Origin of the sequence: Kitasatospora sp. NPDC088548, assembly GCF_044753005.1 — a bacterium.
Lineage (GTDB): Bacteria > Actinomycetota > Actinomycetes > Streptomycetales > Streptomycetaceae > Kitasatospora.
Window position 1 is genome coordinate 1 of the sequence record NZ_JBIVMI010000021.1, and the last position, 16,277, is coordinate 16,277.

Annotated in this window: 23 protein-coding genes and 1 pseudogene; 8 read left to right on the forward strand and 16 right to left on the reverse strand. The window is 71.1% G+C overall.

The window, feature by feature from the left end; translation table 11 throughout:
* Positions 1–226 precede the first annotated feature (226 nt).
* The 8 genes from ACIP82_RS24855 to ACIP82_RS24890 form a co-directional block, all read right to left on the reverse strand.
* Positions 227–439: a DUF397 domain-containing protein gene (locus ACIP82_RS24855; protein ID WP_400656353.1), complete on the reverse strand. Its 213-nt coding sequence runs from the start codon at positions 437–439 to the stop codon at positions 227–229.
* Positions 440–530: 91 nt separating this feature from the next.
* The gene (locus ACIP82_RS24860) at positions 531–743 is read right to left on the reverse strand and encodes a DUF397 domain-containing protein (protein ID WP_400656355.1); all 213 of its coding nucleotides are present in this window, start codon (positions 741–743) and stop codon (positions 531–533) included.
* A 59-nt stretch (positions 744–802) separates the two neighbouring features.
* Positions 803–1,012: a DUF397 domain-containing protein gene (locus ACIP82_RS24865; RefSeq protein ID WP_400656357.1), complete on the reverse strand. Its 210-nt coding sequence runs from the start codon at positions 1,010–1,012 to the stop codon at positions 803–805.
* 91 nt (positions 1,013–1,103) lie between these two features.
* Positions 1,104–1,298 (reverse strand): DUF397 domain-containing protein, encoded by a 195-nt coding sequence (locus ACIP82_RS24870; protein ID WP_400656359.1) that lies wholly within the window; start codon positions 1,296–1,298, stop codon positions 1,104–1,106.
* A 75-nt stretch (positions 1,299–1,373) separates the two neighbouring features.
* Complete coding sequence (locus tag ACIP82_RS24875) at positions 1,374–1,583, reverse strand: DUF397 domain-containing protein (RefSeq protein WP_400656361.1); 210 nt, start codon at positions 1,581–1,583, stop codon at positions 1,374–1,376.
* A gap of 59 nt (positions 1,584–1,642) precedes the next feature.
* Entirely contained in the window at positions 1,643–1,846 is a 204-nt protein-coding gene (locus ACIP82_RS24880; protein ID WP_400656363.1) for a DUF397 domain-containing protein, read from the reverse strand.
* A 213-nt stretch (positions 1,847–2,059) separates the two neighbouring features.
* Positions 2,060–2,263 carry a DUF397 domain-containing protein gene (locus ACIP82_RS24885; RefSeq protein WP_400656366.1) on the reverse strand — a complete coding sequence of 68 codons (204 nt, stop codon included), beginning with the start codon at positions 2,261–2,263 and terminating at the stop codon, positions 2,060–2,062.
* Complete coding sequence (locus ACIP82_RS24890; protein WP_400656368.1) at positions 2,260–3,087, reverse strand: helix-turn-helix domain-containing protein; 828 nt, start codon at positions 3,085–3,087, stop codon at positions 2,260–2,262. Before ACIP82_RS24890 ends, ACIP82_RS24885 begins: the two co-directional genes overlap by 4 nt.
* 110 nt (positions 3,088–3,197) lie before the next feature.
* Here ACIP82_RS24890 and ACIP82_RS24895 point away from each other — a divergent pair, with 110 nt between their 5' ends.
* The 5 genes from ACIP82_RS24895 to ACIP82_RS24915 all read left to right on the forward strand — a co-directional run bounded on the left by ACIP82_RS24895 (position 3,198) and on the right by ACIP82_RS24915 (position 5,978).
* Positions 3,198–3,467 carry a hypothetical protein gene (locus ACIP82_RS24895; RefSeq protein ID WP_363613922.1) on the forward strand — a complete coding sequence of 90 codons (270 nt, stop codon included), beginning with the start codon at positions 3,198–3,200 and terminating at the stop codon, positions 3,465–3,467.
* Between the two features lie 10 nt (positions 3,468–3,477).
* The gene (locus ACIP82_RS24900; protein ID WP_400656370.1) at positions 3,478–3,699 is read left to right on the forward strand and encodes a hypothetical protein; all 222 of its coding nucleotides are present in this window, start codon (positions 3,478–3,480) and stop codon (positions 3,697–3,699) included.
* Positions 3,696–4,055, forward strand: coding sequence for a hypothetical protein (locus ACIP82_RS24905; protein WP_400656372.1), 360 nt, complete (start codon positions 3,696–3,698; stop codon positions 4,053–4,055). Before ACIP82_RS24900 ends, ACIP82_RS24905 begins: the two co-directional genes overlap by 4 nt.
* Before the next feature lie 233 nt (positions 4,056–4,288).
* A complete protein-coding gene (locus ACIP82_RS24910) occupies positions 4,289–4,660 on the forward strand; it encodes a hypothetical protein (protein WP_400656374.1) in 372 nt (123 codons plus the stop codon).
* A 187-nt stretch (positions 4,661–4,847) separates the two neighbouring features.
* Entirely contained in the window at positions 4,848–5,978 is a 1,131-nt protein-coding gene (locus tag ACIP82_RS24915) for a methyltransferase domain-containing protein (RefSeq protein ID WP_400656376.1), read from the forward strand.
* A 94-nt stretch (positions 5,979–6,072) separates the two neighbouring features.
* Here the strand turns inward: ACIP82_RS24915 and ACIP82_RS24920 are convergent, their stop codons facing one another.
* The 3 genes and pseudogenes from ACIP82_RS24920 to ACIP82_RS24930 all read right to left on the reverse strand — a co-directional run bounded on the left by ACIP82_RS24920 (position 6,073) and on the right by ACIP82_RS24930 (position 7,309).
* The gene (locus ACIP82_RS24920; protein WP_363613912.1) at positions 6,073–6,459 is read right to left on the reverse strand and encodes a VOC family protein; all 387 of its coding nucleotides are present in this window, start codon (positions 6,457–6,459) and stop codon (positions 6,073–6,075) included.
* A 41-nt stretch (positions 6,460–6,500) separates the two neighbouring features.
* Positions 6,501–6,710: pseudogene (locus ACIP82_RS24925) on the reverse strand (hypothetical protein); the annotation flags it as partial.
* Positions 6,711–6,766: 56 nt separating this feature from the next.
* Complete coding sequence (locus ACIP82_RS24930) at positions 6,767–7,309, reverse strand: GNAT family N-acetyltransferase (protein WP_400656379.1); 543 nt, start codon at positions 7,307–7,309, stop codon at positions 6,767–6,769.
* A 222-nt stretch (positions 7,310–7,531) separates the two neighbouring features.
* Here ACIP82_RS24930 and ACIP82_RS24935 point away from each other — a divergent pair, with 222 nt between their 5' ends.
* Positions 7,532–9,067 (forward strand): AMP-binding protein, encoded by a 1,536-nt coding sequence (locus ACIP82_RS24935; RefSeq protein WP_400656381.1) that lies wholly within the window; start codon positions 7,532–7,534, stop codon positions 9,065–9,067.
* Positions 9,068–9,097: 30 nt separating this feature from the next.
* On the opposite strand, the gene ACIP82_RS24940 is transcribed toward ACIP82_RS24935, so the two are convergent.
* Positions 9,098–9,973, reverse strand: a complete 876-nt coding sequence (locus tag ACIP82_RS24940) for a LuxR C-terminal-related transcriptional regulator (RefSeq protein WP_400656383.1) — start codon at positions 9,971–9,973, stop codon at positions 9,098–9,100.
* Positions 9,974–10,154: 181 nt separating this feature from the next.
* Between ACIP82_RS24940 and ACIP82_RS24945 the strand changes: the two genes are divergently transcribed.
* A complete protein-coding gene (locus ACIP82_RS24945; protein WP_363613904.1) occupies positions 10,155–10,997 on the forward strand; it encodes a TIGR03084 family metal-binding protein in 843 nt (280 codons plus the stop codon).
* Positions 10,998–11,082: 85 nt separating this feature from the next.
* Positions 11,083–11,565, forward strand: coding sequence for a hypothetical protein (locus ACIP82_RS24950; protein WP_363613902.1), 483 nt, complete (start codon positions 11,083–11,085; stop codon positions 11,563–11,565).
* 406 nt (positions 11,566–11,971) lie between these two features.
* Here ACIP82_RS24950 and ACIP82_RS24955 read toward each other — a convergent pair whose 3' ends face one another.
* The 4 genes from ACIP82_RS24955 to ACIP82_RS24970 form a co-directional block, all read right to left on the reverse strand.
* Complete coding sequence (locus ACIP82_RS24955) at positions 11,972–14,380, reverse strand: FtsX-like permease family protein (protein ID WP_400656387.1); 2,409 nt, start codon at positions 14,378–14,380, stop codon at positions 11,972–11,974.
* Positions 14,380–15,054, reverse strand: coding sequence for an ABC transporter ATP-binding protein (locus ACIP82_RS24960; protein WP_363613898.1), 675 nt, complete (start codon positions 15,052–15,054; stop codon positions 14,380–14,382). Before ACIP82_RS24960 ends, ACIP82_RS24955 begins: the two co-directional genes overlap by 1 nt.
* 34 nt (positions 15,055–15,088) lie before the next feature.
* Positions 15,089–15,358, reverse strand: coding sequence for a hypothetical protein (locus ACIP82_RS24965; RefSeq protein WP_400656389.1), 270 nt, complete (start codon positions 15,356–15,358; stop codon positions 15,089–15,091).
* 128 nt (positions 15,359–15,486) lie between these two features.
* Complete coding sequence (locus tag ACIP82_RS24970) at positions 15,487–16,233, reverse strand: DUF4232 domain-containing protein (RefSeq protein WP_400656391.1); 747 nt, start codon at positions 16,231–16,233, stop codon at positions 15,487–15,489.
* Between the last annotated feature and the right edge of the window lie 44 nt (positions 16,234–16,277).

Below are 16,277 nucleotides of genomic sequence, written 5' to 3' on the forward strand. Positions count from 1 at the left end.
AGGCACAAGATCATCCGACACGTGGAGCACTCTGCCGCCCGAACACATCAACTGCCAAGCCCCTGAGCTGAACTCATTTTGAAACGATCAGTAAGAATGATTTGCGGAGCCGTCGGAGGCGGATGATGCTGCAGGCGAGTTCGAGCAGGCCTTGGGGAGAGGGGGACAACGGGGAAATTACGTGACCGTCCACACCCGGTCCGGGTCCGGGTCCGTATGCCGTCGATCAGGCGGTGCCGAACTCCCCGGCCTTGACGCCTGCGACGAACGCGGCGAACGTGGCGGTGGGGAAGACGAGCGCGGGACCCTCAGGGTCCTTGGAGTCACGGACAGGGACAAGCCCGGGGTAGTCGGGGGCCACCTCGACGCAGGAACCGCCGTTCTGGCTGTGGCTCGACTTGAACCACGAAGCAGCGGTCAGGTCTACGGGATCGGTCATGGGTGCCATTCCTCTCGTACCTTGCGGACAGAGACCCCACCACGCCGGAGAGGTGGTGGGGTCTCGGGCGATGTGCATTCAGGACGCAGCATCAGACAGTGCCGAACTCACCGGCCTTGACGCCTGCGACGAACGCGGCGAACGTGGCGGTGGGGAAGACGAGTGCGGGGCCCTCGGGGTCCTTGGAGTCGCGCACGGGGACAAGCCCGGGGTAGTCGGGGGCCACCTCGACGCACGTCCCGCCGTTCTGGCTGTGGCTCGACTTGAACCACGAAGCAGCGGTCAGGTCTACGGGATCGGTCATGGGTGCTACTCCTCTCGCACCTTGCGAACAGAGATTCCTCCACACCGAGAGACATCGCCTCAGACGGTGCCGAACTCGCCAGTCTTGACGCCCGCCACAAACACGCTGAACGCGGCGGCAGGGAAGACGAGCGCGGGACCCTCAGGGTCCTTGGAGTCACGGACAGGGACAAGCCCGGGATAGTCCGGAGCCACCTCGACGCACTGCCCCTCTTGGGCACTGTGTGAACTCTTGCGCCAACGAGCGCCGAACAGGTCCAGGTCGGCCATGGGTGCTGTTCCTCTCATGCCTTGCGAGCAGAGACCCCACCACGCCGGAGAGGTGGCAGGATCTCGGGCGGTGTGCGCTCGGGGCGCAGCATCAGACGGTGCCGAACTCCCCGGCCTTGACGCCCGCGACGAACGCAGCGAACGCATCGGTGGGGAAGACCAAGGCGGGACCCTCAGGGTCCTTCGAGTCTCGGACGGGCACGATGCCCGGGTGGTCGGGCGAGACTTCTACACATGTCCCGCCGTTGCCACTGTATGAGGACTTGTACCAGCGAGGTTCGGTCACGACAGTTCCCTTCGTTGCCGGCTGATCACGGCCACGGAAGCAGTCTTCGACGGTGCTTCGTCCTGTAGTTGATGGTCAGGCGGTGCCGAACTCGCCCAACTTGACGCCCGCGACGAACGCGGCGAACGCATCAGCAGGGAAGATCAAGGCGGGGCCGCTCGGATCCTTGGAGTCGCGGACGGGCACAAGCCCGGGGTAGTCGGGGGCTACCTCAACGCAGGAACCGCCGTTGCCGCTGTGGCTTGACTTGAACCAGGAAGCGCCGGACAGATCTGAGTCGGTCATGAGTGCTATTCCTCTCCTGCCTTGCGAACGGAGATTCCTCCACGCTGGGAGACGTGGCGTCAGGCGGCGCCGAACTCACCGGCCTTCACGCCTGCCACGAACGCAGCGAACGTATCGGTGGGGAAGAGCAGGGTGGGACCGCTGGGGTTCTTGGAGTCACGGACGGGCACGGCACCGTGGGTGCCGGCCAAGTTGGCGGCCACCTCGATGCAGTCACCACCGTTGCTGCTGTAAGAGGACTTGAACCAGCGAGGTTCGGTCACGGTAGTTCCCCTTCATTGCCGGCTGATCACGGCCATGGAAGCAGCCTGCGACGGTGCCTCCACCTGTAGTTGATGGTAGGCGGTCGCATGGGTGCGGACTCGCTGTTTCGTTCCAAACGCCCCGACAGGCGGCACTCGCAGTACGCACCCTGTGTGAGACAGCGAGAGACCCCACCACATCGAGGAGAGGTGGTGGGGTCTCGGGGCGCGGCGTCAGACGGTGCCGAACTCGCCGACCTTGACGCCCGCCACGAACGCGGCAAACGCGGCAGCAGGGAAGACCAGGGCAGGGCCCTCGGGGTCCTTGGAGTCACGCACGGGCACGGCACCGTGGGTGCTGGCCAAGTTGGCGGCCACCTCGATGCAGTTGCCACCGTTGCTGCTGTAAGAGGACTTGAACCAGCGAGGTTCGGTCACGGTAGTTCCTTTCGTAGCTGGCGGATCATGGCCACGGAGGCAGCCTGCGACAGCGCCTCGGCCTGTAGCTGATGGTAGGCGGTCAGCGTAGGTAGTACGGACTCGCTGTCCCGTTCCAGGTGCCCTTGCTGCGCGGACTCCGCGTAGCACGCCAGCGATCTGTCAGGGAGCGTCAAGAGATTCACCGGCAGGTCGAACGATCGGCTTTCACCTATCTCGTACGGGGCCACCTGGAAGACCGTGTGCGGCAGCTCGGCAAAGGCAACCAGCCGATCCAGCTGCGCCGACATGACCGCCCGGCCACCAACCGGCCGACGGATGCAGCTCTCATCGAGCACCGCGTGAATCAGCGGCGGCGAGTCCCGATCCAGGCGGGCCTGTCGCTCCGCGAGGAACGCGACACGCTCGTTGGCCTGTTGCTCGGTAATGCTTCTCCGTCGCACTGCTCCGGCTGCGACGGCCGCAGCGTACTCCGGCGTCTGGAGCAGCCCCGGGATGATCCCCAACTCAAAGAGTCGGATCTCGACCGCTCGGGCCTCGTGGAGCACGTACTCCGGGAAGCCCTCAAGTAGTGCCGCGTGCCGGACCACCCGCCACAGGCGCTCGAACACATCTCCGGTTCCCAGCGCTTCGTCAGCTCTCTTCGCAAATCGACGGGTTGGGGATTTGCGATTTGTTTCAACGGCGGAGACATGCGTTCCCGAGTAGCCCATACGTTCAGCCAGCTCATCCTGAATCCACCCGCGCTCCTCTCGTGAACTGCGGAGTCGTGCCCCGAAGGCGGCACCCGGCGACGAGTCTGGGTCCAGATCCCGGCGATTCATAGTCCACCGCCCCAACTTTTCGTTCTCTTCCGACAGGTTGAAGACGCTTCCAACTGTAAGCCACAGTAGGCAGCCCTGGGTAGTGGATCCACTACGGAGAGGAACGGACGTTGACGCGGCGAACCACCCCCACCGACCCCCTGTACGTCCCCCAGCTCGGCGAAATCGTCAAGGACATGGCCCACCGAGGCGTCCACGGTGCCTACATGGGCACCGAGTCCGGCAAGGTCTACTTGCGGCCGGAACACGGCGGGATCGAGTGGACCACCTACCCGAGCGAGATCCAACCGCTCGTCAGACCAATGGACTCGAAGCCCCCCACGAGTCGGGGCAAGCCCCCCGGACGACTGCCCGAACCCTCGGCCGGCGACGCGGCGTAGGGCACCACCCATGGAGCGCTACACGCTGCCGGACCGGACGGCGTGGAACCTCGGCCGCTGCTTCTGCTGCGACCGGTGGACCCTGGTCGCGCCGGGACCGACCTACGGCCCCCCTGACGATCCGATGACACTCCCCCTGTGCGTGGTCGGGTTCGAGCGCGCCGAACGGAAGCGGCACCGGGCCCGGTTGCGGGCCGGCATGCACACCCGTACCGAGGGGGCCATCGCGTGAACCCCCACTCCCGAATCGCCTTCCTCGGCCGGATGTTGCGCGGGCTGGCCACCGAACCCCGGGTGACGTGGACCTGGGTCTGGGGCGTCTACCTGCAGTTCTGGCCCCCGGTGCTCTGGGTCAGCCCCAGGCGCCGAAGGGCTGCCCGCGAGTACGACCGGATACTCGCGCAGGAACAGTACGAGGCCGAGATCGGCCGCGAGATCACCCGAAGCATGATCCGGCAGGAACTCGACCGCCCGGTGTTCGACCCGCAGACGACCCTCAGCCTGCTCGGCGTGCTGATGGACAACCACCCGGATCACCCGGGCCACCGTCGCCCCCGGGGTGCCTGGCCCCCGGACCGGCCGGTCTGATCTTCCGCGCGGACGACGGGGAGCACGTCGGTTCGCCCGTGCGGAATCGAGGCCCCGCCCGTCACGGACACCCCGGCGGGACGGGTGGGGACGCCCAACTGAGCGTCGCCACAAGGGATGAACAGCAAGGCCGAACCCGGCGCGCACAAGCAGGACGCCTAGAAGCGCGCCGCTGGACGAGTCCAACGGGAAGTCCAGCGAGGACCCGAAGAAGGACCAGCACCGTGCTACCGATGAACTCCCCCAGAATCGTTGCCGACGGGTACGTCCCGCTGTACGCCAACTCAGCTGCATTCGAGAGCGGCGCGCCGACCCTGGCCGCGGTCCCCACGCTGGACTGCGGCTGCCCCCGGCGGGCGGAGGGCGGATGCGTCGAATCCCTCGACCTGCCCGCCCTGCAGGCCGAGGCCACGCTTCCGGACGGGCGGACCGGGGTGTTCCTCGGACGCGAGCGGACCGGAGATCCGATCACCGGAGAGATCCGGTACACCACCGTCGCCTTCCGGAGCCTGGACGAGAACGGCAAGCCCTTCACCTGGGCACTCCGCTGCGCCGGGCCGGCCGTCGTACAGAACCCGTACGAACGGGCCCGCAAGGGGCTCTGAGACTCCCGCCCCGGACGCCGGTCGAGACCCTTCCCCGTCCGGGGCGGGGCACCACCATGCATCAACTCGCCCATGCGAGCGGTGATTTCGTGACCGCGATCACGGAGCCCCAGGTCGGTGAAGCACCCAGGGTGCCTCGCATGACCGAGCCGGAGATCACCGGCAACTACCGGAAAGGAACACGCTGATGAACTGGCAGCACCACGCCGCCGCCCTGGCAGAGCGCGCCACCGAACCCGACTCCCGCTGGCGCGCGGCCGTCGCGGACACCCCTCGGCACACCCTGCTCCCGAACTGGTGGGAGAACGGGCCCGAGGGCTGGACGCTGCACAAGGGCGAGGACGACCCGGAGCGCTGGGCGCGAGTCGCCTACGGCAACGAGTCGGCCGTGACCAGCGTCGGCGGGCACCACGCCGACCACGCCGAGCCCGGTGACCACCCGACCGGGCTCCCCACGTCGTCGGCCACGCTCGCCGCCCTGGTGGTGAAGATGCTGCGGCACGGCCGGATCAACCAGGGGCACGATCTGCTGGACATCGGCACCGGGGCCGGCGGGCTGACCGCCTACGCGGCGCTGCGGCTCGGCTCCGGGCATGTGACCAGCGTGGACGTGGACCCGTACCTGGTGGACGCCGCGCGGGACCGGCTGGCCGCCCTCGGCCTGCACCCGGCGTTCGCCGCCGTGGACGCGACGGGGCCCCTCCCCGGCGACCACGACCGCATCGTCTCGACGGTGGGCGTCCGGCCGGTCCCGGCATCGTGGCTCGCCGCGCTGCGGAAGGGCGGGCGCCTGGTCACCACGATCCGGGACACCGCACTGATCCTCACGGCCTGGAAGACCCCGGACGGCGGAGCGCGCGGGCACATCGAACGCGACCGGGCCGGGTTCATGGGCACCCGGCACGGCGCGAACTACCCACCCGGACCAGCCGAGTTGTTCCGGACCGCCCGCGAGGCGGAGGGCGAGTCCATCACGACCGGCCGCTACCCCGTGAGCGATGTGCGGGAGGCGTGGGAGACCTGGTCGTTCCTGTCGGTCTCGGTGCCCGGCATCGAGTACGACTTCGAAGAGAGGGCCGGGTCCCGGACGGCGTACCTGGTCCACCGCGACGGATCGTGGGCACGGGCCACGGCCGTCCGGTTCGAGCCGCCCATCGTCCACCAGGCCGGGCCCCAGCGGCTCTGGACCGAGCTGGAACGGGTCCGGACCAGGAGCCTGGTCGAAGGCGGCCTGCCGCTGTACGGAGCCGATGCGACCGTCACCCCGGACGGCGTGATCCACCTGTCCCGGGGCCCGTGGTCGGCCACGATCGACTGAGGACGGGTGCGCGGTCTACCGAAGCCCGCGCCACCGAAGCCCGGGTCCCCGGAACGCGGGGACCCGGGCTGCCCGGCCGCCGGGCTGCGCGGTATCAGGCGCCGGTGGTCGCGGCCCGCTCGGCGGCGCTGCGCTCGACGCAGAACTCGTTGCCCTCGATGTCCGCCAGGGTCACCCAGCCGAGCCCGTCCGGGGTGCGGTGGTCCGCCACCAGGGTGGCGCCCAGGGCCAGCAGACGCTCCACCTCCTCCTCCCGGGACCGGTCCTGCGGCTGGAGGTCCAGGTGGACGCGGTTCTTCACCGACTTGCCCTCAGGAACGCCGATGAACAGCAGCGAGGCCCCCGCCGACTCCACCACCGCCTCCGCGTCGCCCGGGTTGTCGTCCTCGCCCACCGTGCCGTCCAGCGCCTGCGCCCAGAACTCGGCGAGGCGGAAGGGGTCGGTGCAATCGATCGTCACATGTCGCACAAGAGAAGCCATGAGACCACTCTGACCTGCTTCTTCGCTTCGGTCCAACCTGTTTACGGGTCTCGTCGATCCTGCCTGACGCCGCACGTGGCCTTCAACCGTCCGAACCCCATGGTCCCGGAGATCCGGATCCTCGGCCCGCCGGAGCCGGAGCGCCGCCGGGTCCTGTAGAGCAAGTCCTTCCACCCGGTGTGCAGATCCTCGACGTCGACGATCGCGTCGCGGGGCACCGTGATCCTGGCCCTGCCGGTGCCGAGCTGCAGAACCTTGACCGCCCGACCCGGCGAACCTGTGCGGCCGGAGCGCTAGCCGGGCGGGGTCACCGTCCGCACATGCAGATGGCCGTCCCGGGGGAACGGCGGCCGGGCGGGCAGGACCTCCGGAAGCGGTAGCCGGACTTCTCCGCCACCCGGCACGAGGCCGGATTGTCCACCTGGTGCAGCAGGTCGAGCCGGACCAGCCCGTCGGCGGCGAAGACCTCGAACGCCCAGGCGGTGAGCGCCTCCACCGCGCGCGGGGCCACGCCGCGGCCCCGGGCGGCGGCCGCCGTCCAGTAGCCCACCTCGGCCGAGGCCCCGCCCGGGGTGCCGCACTTGAGCACCACGTTGCCGACCAACTGCTCCCCCGCGCGCGCCGCGCCGGGCTCCAGCACCGCGAAGCTGTACCGGTCGCCGTCCGCCCGGCCCCGGCGCTGCACGTCCAGCCAGCGGGCCGCGTCCCCGGCGTCCGTCACCGGGAGCCTGGTGAAACGGCGCAGCAGCGGATCGCGGTAGATCTCCACCAGGGCCGGTCCGTCCTCGTCCCGGAACGGGCGCAGGAGCAGTCCGTCGGCCACCGGGAACGTGCCGGTGAGGGTGCTCACCTGAGACCGTCGGACAGGTTCTGGGGCCGTTGGTCGGTCGGTCATGTCCCGGTCTCCCCCGTCGTTCCCACCGCGGATCGGTGCGTTGCGACCTTCCTAGCAGCCGCCCGTTCCCGGCCGCTGGTCGCCCCCGGATCGGCAAGCGAAGGCCGGCCTTCCCCGAACGGGTGACACCCCCGATCGGGGGTGTGCAGGATGTGGAGGGCGGAGGACAGTGGGCGCATGCAGATTCCACTCTCCGTGATGGACTTCCTCGACCGGGCCGAGCTGGTCTACGGCGACCGGGTCGGCATCGTCGACGAGCCGGTGCAGCCGGCCGGATCCTGGGGCGAGCTGAGCTACCGCCGGGTCGCCGAACTGGCACGGGCGCAGGCGGCCGGGCTGGACCGGCTGGGCATCGGGCCGGGTGAACGGGTCGCGATCGTCTCGCAGAACTCGGCCCGGCTGATGACCTCGATGTACGGCGTGAGCGGGCACGGCCGGGTGCTGGTGCCGGTGAACTTCCGGCTGAAGGCGGAGGAGGTCTCGTACATCGTCGAGCAGAGCGGCGCGTCCGTGCTGCTGGTCGATCCCGAGGTCGCCGAACCGCTGGCCGGGGTCGTCGCCGAGCACAAGTTCGTGATCGGCCCGGACAGCGACGCGCTGCTGTACGACTTCGCGCACGCGCCGCGCCGGTACGAGATCGCCGAGAACGACACCGCGACGATCAACTACACCAGCGGAACGACCGCACGCCCCAAGGGCGTTCAGCTCACCCACCGCAACATCTGGCTGAACGCCGTGCTGATGGGCCTGCACTTCGGGGCCGGCGACCGGGACGTCTACCTCCACACGCTGCCGATGTTCCACGCCAACGGCTGGGGCCTGCCGTTCGCGCTGACCGGGCTGGGCGCACGGCACATCGTGCTGCGCAAGGTGGACGGCGCCGAGATCCTGCGCCGGATCGACCGGCACGGGGTGACCTTCCTGTGCGGCGCACCGGCGGTGATCTCGATGGTGCTGGAGGCGGCCGCCGACTGGGACGGGCCCGTCCCCGGCCGGGACCGGGTGCGGATCATCGTGGCCGGCGCCCCGCCGCCGACCTCGGTGGTGCAGCGCATCGAGTCCGAACTCGGCTGGGAGTTCATGCAGATCTACGGCCTGACCGAGACCTCGCCGGTGGTGACGGTCAACCGCACCCGCGCCGAGTGGGACGAACTCCCCTCGGCCGAACGGGCCGAGCGGCTGGTGCAGGCGGGCGCGCCGGCGATCGGCAACCAGGTCCGGGTGGACGACCAGGGCGAGGTGCTGGTGCGCTCCAACGTCGTGCTGAACGGCTACTGGCAGCAGCCGCGGGAGACCGCCGAGGCGATCCGGGACGGCTGGTTCCACACCGGGGACGGCGGCACCCTCACCGACGGCTATCTGACCATCTCGGACCGGAAGAAGGACATCATCATCAGCGGCGGGGAGAACGTCTCCTCGATCGAGGTGGAGGACTGTCTGTACGACCACCCGGCGGTGGGCGAGGTCGCGGTGATCGGTGTGCCGGACGAGAAGTGGGGCGAGACGGTCAAGGCGCTGGTGGTGCTCAAGCCGGGGCAGGGGGCGACGACCGAGGCGGAGCTGATCGCGCACTGCAAGCAGCGGCTCGCGGGCTACAAGTCGCCCACGTCGGTGGAGTTCCGGGACACGCTGCCGCGGACCACCACCGGGAAGCTGCAGAAGTTCCGGCTGCGCGAGCCGTACTGGTCGGGGCGGGACCGGAAGGTCAACTGACCATCGCCGCAACGCTCTTCGACCTTCGACTCAACCCGCCTCGTCGACCAGGCCGGACTCGCGCGCAGCCAGCGCGAGTTCGGTCCGGTTGCGGACGCCGAGCTTGTGCATGGCGCTCTTCAGGTAGCCGGTCACGGTGTTGCGGGTGAGGCCCAGTTGGGCGGCGATCTCCGGGTTGGTCCGGCCGGTCGCCGCCCAGCGCAGCACCTCGTGCTCCCGGCGGGTGAGCGGGGTCGGCAGCGGTGCCGCGGCGGCTCTTCGGGGGCCGGACCCGTTCCAGGGGCCCGGCCCGCTCCAGGCGGCGGCCCCGGCCAGCGCCCGGGTGGCGGCCGCGGCGAGCTTGGTGACGGCGGCGATCCGGACGTCCCCGAACGGGACGACGGCACGCAGCGAGGCGTACACCACCCCGTAGACGGTACCGCCGTGCAGCAGCGGGACGGTGAGCATCGCGTACAGGTCCTCGGCGACGACAGCGGCGTCGTAGTGGTGCGAAATGGTGGTGGCGGCGCGGTAGTCGGGCACCCAGTTGGGGGCGCGTTCGGCCAGCGCGCGGCCGCCGAGGCCGGTCCCGGCGGGGACGGCGAGGTCGTGCAGCAGATCGGCCCGGGTACCGGCCCAGCGGCGCAGCACCATGCCGTCCGGGCCCGCGCCCGCCCGGGCGCGCCGCGCGGGGTCCTCGTCCGGCACCCCGACCAGGCCGACGTCCGCGCCGCAGTCGGCGACCACCCGGCGGGCCAGGTCGCCGAGCAGGGCGTCCCTGACCAACTCGGCGGCCCGGACGGCGAGGTCGTCGGGTCGGTCCGGGGCGAGGCCTCCGGGGACGGGTGCAACGGGTGCGACGGGTGTGACGGCCCGGGTGACAGCGCCGCCGGCCGCCTGGATGGGGGTGTCCGCAGCCCTTGTCATCGCGCGATTGTCACACGCGGTACGGCCGGTGGCGAGAGTCGTGACGTGCGTGTTCCGTGGAGTGTCCGGCGGATCCGCGCGGCGCGTCGTAGGGTGCGGCCCTGGGTCACCGGCGGGTCACCGGCGGGTCACCGGCGGGTCACCGGCGCCCGGGACGACGACCGATGCGAAGGGGATGTCCATGACGAGCCCGAACAGCCCGAGTGAGCCGGGTGCTCCGGACGTGCTGGCCGGCCTGCTGGGCGATCTGCGGGCCGAGAGCGAGGTGCTGGACGGCCTGGTGGCCGCTCTGGCGCCGGCGGAGTGGGCCCGTGCGACGCCCGCCGAGGGGTGGACGATCGCGCACCAGATCGCCCATCTGGCGTGGACGGACGACTGGGCAGAGCTCTCCGCGCGCGACGCGGCGGCCTTCGCGGAGGCGGTCGGCGGGCTCTTCGGGAAGCCGTCGGCGGCGGGGGCGGGCCCGGTGGAGGAGGGTGCGGCGCGCGGCGCGGCCGAGGAGCCCCGGCTGCTGCTGGCGCGCTGGCGGTCCGGGCGGGAGCGGGTGCTGGCGGCGCTGGGTGCGGTGCCGACCGACATCCGGCTGCCGTGGTTCGGACCGCCGATGAAGCCCGCCTCGATGGCGACCGCACGGCTGATGGAGACCTGGGCGCACGGGCAGGACGTCGCGGACGCGCTCGGCGCGGTGCGGGAGCCGTCGGCGCGGCTGCGGCACATCGCGCATCTGGGGCTGCGGACCATGGGGTTCGCGTTCACCCTGCACGGGCTGCCGGTGCCGGAGGTCCCGGTGCGGCTGGAACTGACCGCGCCGGACGGCGGGCTGTGGGTGTGGGGGCCGGAGGACGCGGCGGACCGGGTGAGCGGGCCGGCGCTGGACTTCTGTCTGCTGGTGACCCAGCGCCGGCACCGGGACGATCTGGCCCTGACCGCCTCCGGGGAGACGGCGACGGCCTGGCTGGCGATCGCGCAGGCCTTCGCGGGCGCGCCGGGAAAGGGCCGGGACGCGGGCGAAAATTACATCTGACCAATCGTCAAAGAATATCGCCAGCAGGCTAAACCACCCCTTCCGGCGATATACAGAGTTCGTTGGCGAATGATGGAATTCCCTCATGAATCGCACGAACACCATGCGCGCCGCCCTGGCCGGCGCCGCCGCACTGCTCGCGATCGGCGGCCTGATCGCCGCCCCTGCCCAGGCTCTCGCCCTGCCCGCCGGCACACCCGGTGTGTCCCGGGTGGAGGTCCGGGCCGGCACCCCCGCCGCCCACCAGGTGGTCACCTTCTTCGAGGAGTACCGGCGGGCGGTGCTCGGCGAGAGCGGCGAGACCCCACAGGCCGTCCGCGAGCGCTTCCTCAGCCCACACCTGAACTTCCGCCTCGACGCCTGGGCCAATGAACACGACGCCGACCCGGTGTTCCGCGCCCAGAACGTCCCGGAGAACTGGTCCGTCCAGCAGGTCAACGAAGAGTACGGCTTCGCGTCGGTCCGCCTCACCGAGCTCTGGGGCGGCGGCGGCAGCCAGGACGTCTGGTACACCGTCCGGCTCACCGACCTGCTGATCGTCGAACTCAACGACCAGCCCGCCTTCTGAGCCCTCACCCGCCCACCCACACCCCCACAGACCCGACGCGGCGCAGGCATCCCCCCACGACTGCGCCGCGTCGGTCCACCGAATGCCGACCTGTCGGCCCCGCCGGATTGGATAGCTGCATGAACACACTGCTCAGCCGCCTGCCCGCCGTATCCGACCTTCGCGACCGCTGCCGCGGACTCGCGATGCTCGACGCCACCCTCAGCCCGGACGACTGGGAGAGCCGGTACCACTCCTTCGACTCCCGATGGGCGGAGGGCGAGGAGATGGCGTCGATGCGGAACGGCTCGGGCAGCGACTGGTTCGTGTTCTTCTCCCCCATCGGCGTCTACGACCTGAGGCCCAGGCCCCCCACGACCGGCCTGTCTCCGGGTTCTCGGGCCGGCCCGAGAACCCGGGGGAAGGGTCATTCGCGGTGCAGGAACTCCGCTTTGACCCTGCGCCCCAGGGCCGGGAGCGCGCTGAGGCCGGCCGCCACCGCGCCGAGCACCGCGATGCCGGCAATGCTCGCGAAGGCGTCCAGCGGGACGCCGCCCGGGGTCCCCCCGGTGCGGCCGTAGGCGCGACCCGCCAGGAGGGCCAGGCCCAGGGCGAGCGCGATGCCCGCTCCGTAAGGGACCAGGATCTGGACGAGCTGGGCGCGCCGCATGGTCGGCAGCGGCACACCCACCACCGCCTGCAGCGCGACCTCCCGGCGGCGCTCGATCGCCCGGTCGATCGACCCCACCGCGATGGTGGCGAAGGAGATGACGAGGGTGAGCAGCGTCCCCAGGATCAGCAGGGCCCGGAAGAGCGGGAACTGGTACTGCGCTTCCAGCGCGATGTCCGGGACGGACACCGTCAGGCTCGGGTCCAGGCGGGCCACGGCCGCGTTCAGCGCCTCGTACGTCGCGGACTTCCCGTCGGTGGCGATCAGGTACCTCTCCGCCGGGGCGCTCAGCTCGGACAGGCCAGGGGTGTCGGGCGGGAGCAGGATGTCGGCGGCCAGCGGCGAGTTGTCGGAGACGGCGTAGAGGTCGGGCACCGCGAGGGTGCGGGTGGGAGGGGTGACGGTCACGGCGGCGCCGGGCCGGGTCTGGGCCATGAGCGTCAGGGGGCCCGTGGCGGCGGGGTCGGTTCCCTGGTGAGGCTGGGGAAGCCAGTAGGCGGTGCCTTCCTGGCAGTCCGTGGGCGGCTGCTTGATCAGGGTGGCCAGGTCGGAGCAGGAGAGAACGACCGCGCTGTGCATGCTCAGAGGTGCCGCCGGGAAGCCGGCGGCACCGGCCGGTGTGCCCGGTGCGTTCTGCAGCGCGGCGGGCAGCGGTGTCTGCAGCCGCCGCACCGGGACGACCTCGCGCACGCCGGGCACGTCCCTGAGCGCGGATTCCGGCACGGGCAGGCCTTCGGCCGTCGCCGCCGGGCCCTGGAGGACTCCGGGAGCCATGAGCTGGGTCCAGGACTCGGCGGAGGCACGTGACTCGACGGCGGCGAAGACCGACTGGCCGAGCGTGCTGGCGAAGACGAGCAGGACCAGGCCCGTCACCACCCGGGTCGCGGTGGCGGCCTCGACCTCCAGACGGCGGGCGCCCAGCAGGACGGCGACCGATCGGGCGAGGCGGCCGAGCAGGACGCCGATGGTCCTGGCGATCAGGGGGGTGGCGGCCGTGACACCGACGAAGGTGAGCAGGAGGCCCGCGCCCATCACCAGAAGCATGGGGGTGTTGGGGTCACCCATCTCGGGGGCCGGGCTCAGGGCGGCGTAGCCGCTGAGTGCGGCGCCGAGCCCGAGGGGGGCCAGGCGCCACGGGGACAGGGGCTTGGGAAGCGCGTCCGCGCGGGCTGCCCGGGTGACCCCGGTGACGCGGCGCACCGCGACCGCGCCCACGCAGACGGCCAGCACGGGGACGGCCAGGAGCAGGGCAGCGGTCTGCCACAGCGGGGGCTGGAGGTCGGCGGAGAACCAGCCGTAGCCGGCGACGGTCCAGCTCGACGCGGCGGGCAGCAGGGCTTCGAAGACCGCCAGGCCCACCAGGACGCCCAGTGTCGAGACGACGGCCGTCTCGCCGGCGTTGACGACCTGGGTCTGGCGCGGTGTCAGCCCCAGCAGGCGCAGCGCGGCCAGGCGCCGGTCGCGGGTGGCGGCGGACAGGCGGGCGCAGGAGGCGAGGAAGAGGAGGACCGGGGTGAGGACGGCGATGATCCCGACGATGAGGGTCACGGTGTTCTTGCGGGTGTCCGCGACGGCGCCGGCCTGGGCGACGATGGCTGGTCCAGTCGCGCCGTGGGCCTGGGGCCCGTACCCGGCGGGGTGCTGGACGTAGGCGTCCGGGGTCTGGTCGACGCCGATGTAGGCGAGGAGTTCATCGGGCTGCAGGAGTCCGGACGGTGTGATCACGGCGGTGAGGCGCCCGGGCAGGCGGTCGCGCAGGGCTTGGTTCCCGGGGGTGTCGTAGAGCTTCTTGAGTGCCGGGGAGACGATGAGCTCGCCGGGCCGGGGAAGGCCCGTGAGGCCGGGCGGCGGCGCGGTGGCGCTGTGGGCGGCGGGGACGAGCTGGCGTTGCAGGGGCGTGCCCTGCCAGGTGTCGGACACGCTCTCCCCGATCAGTCCGCAGCCGGCCGCGGGTTGGCCGTCGGTGGCCGCGCACAGGACCGTCCTGGCGTCGGTGCGCTCGGCCCGGTGCCCCAGCATGCCGGGGACGGCGAGGGCCGTGAGCAGGACGACGGCGCCGAGCGCGGTGCCTCCGGTCATCAGGCAGACGCGTGCCCATCCCGAACGGCCGTAGCCGCGGACGAGCCTGAGGCCCAGCAGGAGGGGGAACAGGCGGGCGCGCAGCATCACACCCGTCCCTTCACGCCGACGATCTCGCCGTTGCTCATGAGGACTTCGCGGTCGGCGCAGGCGGCGACGCGGGCTTCGTGGGTGACGATGACGACTGCGGCGCCCTGGTCGCGGGCGGCGGTGGTGAGGGCGGTGAGGACGCGTTCGCCGTTGACGGTGTCCAGGGCTCCGGTGGGTTCGTCGGCGAAGACGACCTTCGGCCGGTGGATCAGGGCCCGTGCCACGGCGGCGCGTTGGGCCTGGCCCCCGGAGACCTGGGAGGGGCGCTTGTCCGCCAGATCCGGTATCTCCAGGCGGGCGAGGCCTTCGGCCGCCCGCTGGGCCGCCGCCTTGCGGGTAGTGCCGGTGAGCCGTAGGGGAAGGGCCACGTTCTCGAGGATCGAGAGTTCGGGGATGAGTTCGCCGAGCTGGAAGACGAACCCGAAGTCCTTGCGGCGCAGTTGGCTGCGCCCGGCCTCGGGGAGGTCGTCGATGCGCTCGCCGTTCAGGTGGACCGTTCCGCTCATCGGCCGCAGGATGCCGGCCAGGCAGTGGAGGAGCGTCGACTTGCCGGAGCCGCTGGAGCCCGTCACGGCGACGATCTCCCGTGGTGCGACATCGAAGGACACCCCGTTCAGGGCTCGGGTCGAACCGAAGTCGAGCCTCAGCTCCTCGGCCACCAGAAGACTCATCGTGCGCCCTCTCTATTGTCACGCTCAGTGCGGATCAACGGCGATCATCCCATCCGGGAGTTCCCTTTGAGAGCGGTTCCACATTCGGAATACTCGCCTCCGCCATGGCTTCGGGGCCGATGAACTCCTTGAACAGATCCTGGTGAACCTTTTCGGCGACCTGGGAGCAGGGGAAATCCGCGACGGCTGCGGCGATCTCCTTGCGATGGAATTCCTGATATCCCGAATCACTCTTCGCCCGGGCCTCCGGTTCGCCATGCGAGAGCTCTCTACCCGAGATCACCCGGCCGCTGATTCTCCTCATCACGCAGCCTGGCACTCCGCGCGCGCAGGTCGGCGATGTGGGAAATCCTGGAGGCGCATCCATATCCGCCGGTCTGAGGAGTGCAGCTTTCTTGACGACGACCCGGACCTATCGGTGAAAGCGCGAGGCTAAGGCCTGCTCTGGGTCTGGGTCTGGGGCTGGGTCTGGGGCTGGGTCTGGGTCTGGGTCTGAGGATAGGCGGGGGCGGTCGGCCGGTTGGTGCTCGGCTTGGTCCAGACGCCGACGCCCAGCTTTCCGGTGGTGCCGAGGTCGAGATAGGCGGGGACGGTGACACGGGGGCGGCCCGGGAGGGGCGCGACATCGAGGTACTGGCCGCTGTCCTTGGTGCCCGAGGTGACGGTGTTGCGCCAGACCAGTTGGAACACGGCGGACTCCTGGGGCTGGAGCGTCACCGGGGCCGGGGCCGCGTCGAAGCCCTCGATGGTCGCGATGCCCGCCGAGCCGCGGCGGACGTTGACGTCGAGTGGCTCGCGTTCGGCGCCGAGGACGCGGACGTCGGGGCGGCCGTTCAGCTTGTAGGGGCGGGTGCCGCAGTTGGTCAGCCGGATCGCCATGACGCGCAGCCCCATCGCGGCGTTCGCCTCCTCGGCGGCCAGCAGGACGCCCTCCGGGGAGCAGGTGGGTTCGGGGGTCGGCGTCGGTGTGGCGGTCGCGGCGGAGGTGGAGGTCGCGGTGCCGGTCGCCGTCGCGCCGGTGGGGCCGCCCGTGCCACGCCCCGGCGCGGGCGCTCCCCCGCCCGCGCCCGTCACCTGCGTGCTGCCGCAGCCTGCCAGCAGGGCGGCGCCGGCCAGCAGCAGGGCCGTGCGGGAGAGGGGCGGTATCCGACGGGTTCCGGTCCGGGGCGTCGCGTCCATGTGGCGATCATCGCACGGACGTTCGGCACCCCTGCCGGATCCCC

Excerpts from the sequence above, each read along its gene's own strand:
- ACIP82_RS24940 (WP_400656383.1), bottom strand. The coding sequence starts at position 9,973 with ATGACAAGGGCTGCGGACACCCCCATCCAGGCGGCCGGCGGCGCTGTC.
- ACIP82_RS24910 (WP_400656374.1), top strand. The coding sequence starts at position 4,289 with ATGAACTCCCCCAGAATCGTTGCCGACGGGTACGTCCCGCTGTACGCC.
- ACIP82_RS24920 (WP_363613912.1), bottom strand. The coding sequence starts at position 6,459 with ATGGCTTCTCTTGTGCGACATGTGACGATCGATTGCACCGACCCCTTC.
- ACIP82_RS24965 (WP_400656389.1), bottom strand. The coding sequence starts at position 15,358 with ATGAGGAGAATCAGCGGCCGGGTGATCTCGGGTAGAGAGCTCTCGCAT.
- ACIP82_RS24860 (WP_400656355.1), bottom strand. The coding sequence starts at position 743 with ATGACCGATCCCGTAGACCTGACCGCTGCTTCGTGGTTCAAGTCGAGC.
- ACIP82_RS24945 (WP_363613904.1), top strand. The coding sequence starts at position 10,155 with ATGACGAGCCCGAACAGCCCGAGTGAGCCGGGTGCTCCGGACGTGCTG.
- ACIP82_RS24970 (WP_400656391.1), bottom strand. The coding sequence starts at position 16,233 with ATGGACGCGACGCCCCGGACCGGAACCCGTCGGATACCGCCCCTCTCC.
- ACIP82_RS24865 (WP_400656357.1), bottom strand. The coding sequence starts at position 1,012 with ATGGCCGACCTGGACCTGTTCGGCGCTCGTTGGCGCAAGAGTTCACAC.
- ACIP82_RS24960 (WP_363613898.1), bottom strand. The coding sequence starts at position 15,054 with ATGAGTCTTCTGGTGGCCGAGGAGCTGAGGCTCGACTTCGGTTCGACC.
- ACIP82_RS24855 (WP_400656353.1), bottom strand. The coding sequence starts at position 439 with ATGACCGATCCCGTAGACCTGACCGCTGCTTCGTGGTTCAAGTCGAGC.
- ACIP82_RS24900 (WP_400656370.1), top strand. The coding sequence starts at position 3,478 with ATGGAGCGCTACACGCTGCCGGACCGGACGGCGTGGAACCTCGGCCGC.
- ACIP82_RS24935 (WP_400656381.1), top strand. The coding sequence starts at position 7,532 with ATGCAGATTCCACTCTCCGTGATGGACTTCCTCGACCGGGCCGAGCTG.
- ACIP82_RS24875 (WP_400656361.1), bottom strand. The coding sequence starts at position 1,583 with ATGACCGACTCAGATCTGTCCGGCGCTTCCTGGTTCAAGTCAAGCCAC.
- ACIP82_RS24955 (WP_400656387.1), bottom strand. The coding sequence starts at position 14,380 with ATGCTGCGCGCCCGCCTGTTCCCCCTCCTGCTGGGCCTCAGGCTCGTC.
- ACIP82_RS24915 (WP_400656376.1), top strand. The coding sequence starts at position 4,848 with ATGAACTGGCAGCACCACGCCGCCGCCCTGGCAGAGCGCGCCACCGAA.
- ACIP82_RS24950 (WP_363613902.1), top strand. The coding sequence starts at position 11,083 with ATGAATCGCACGAACACCATGCGCGCCGCCCTGGCCGGCGCCGCCGCA.
- ACIP82_RS24890 (WP_400656368.1), bottom strand. The coding sequence starts at position 3,087 with ATGAATCGCCGGGATCTGGACCCAGACTCGTCGCCGGGTGCCGCCTTC.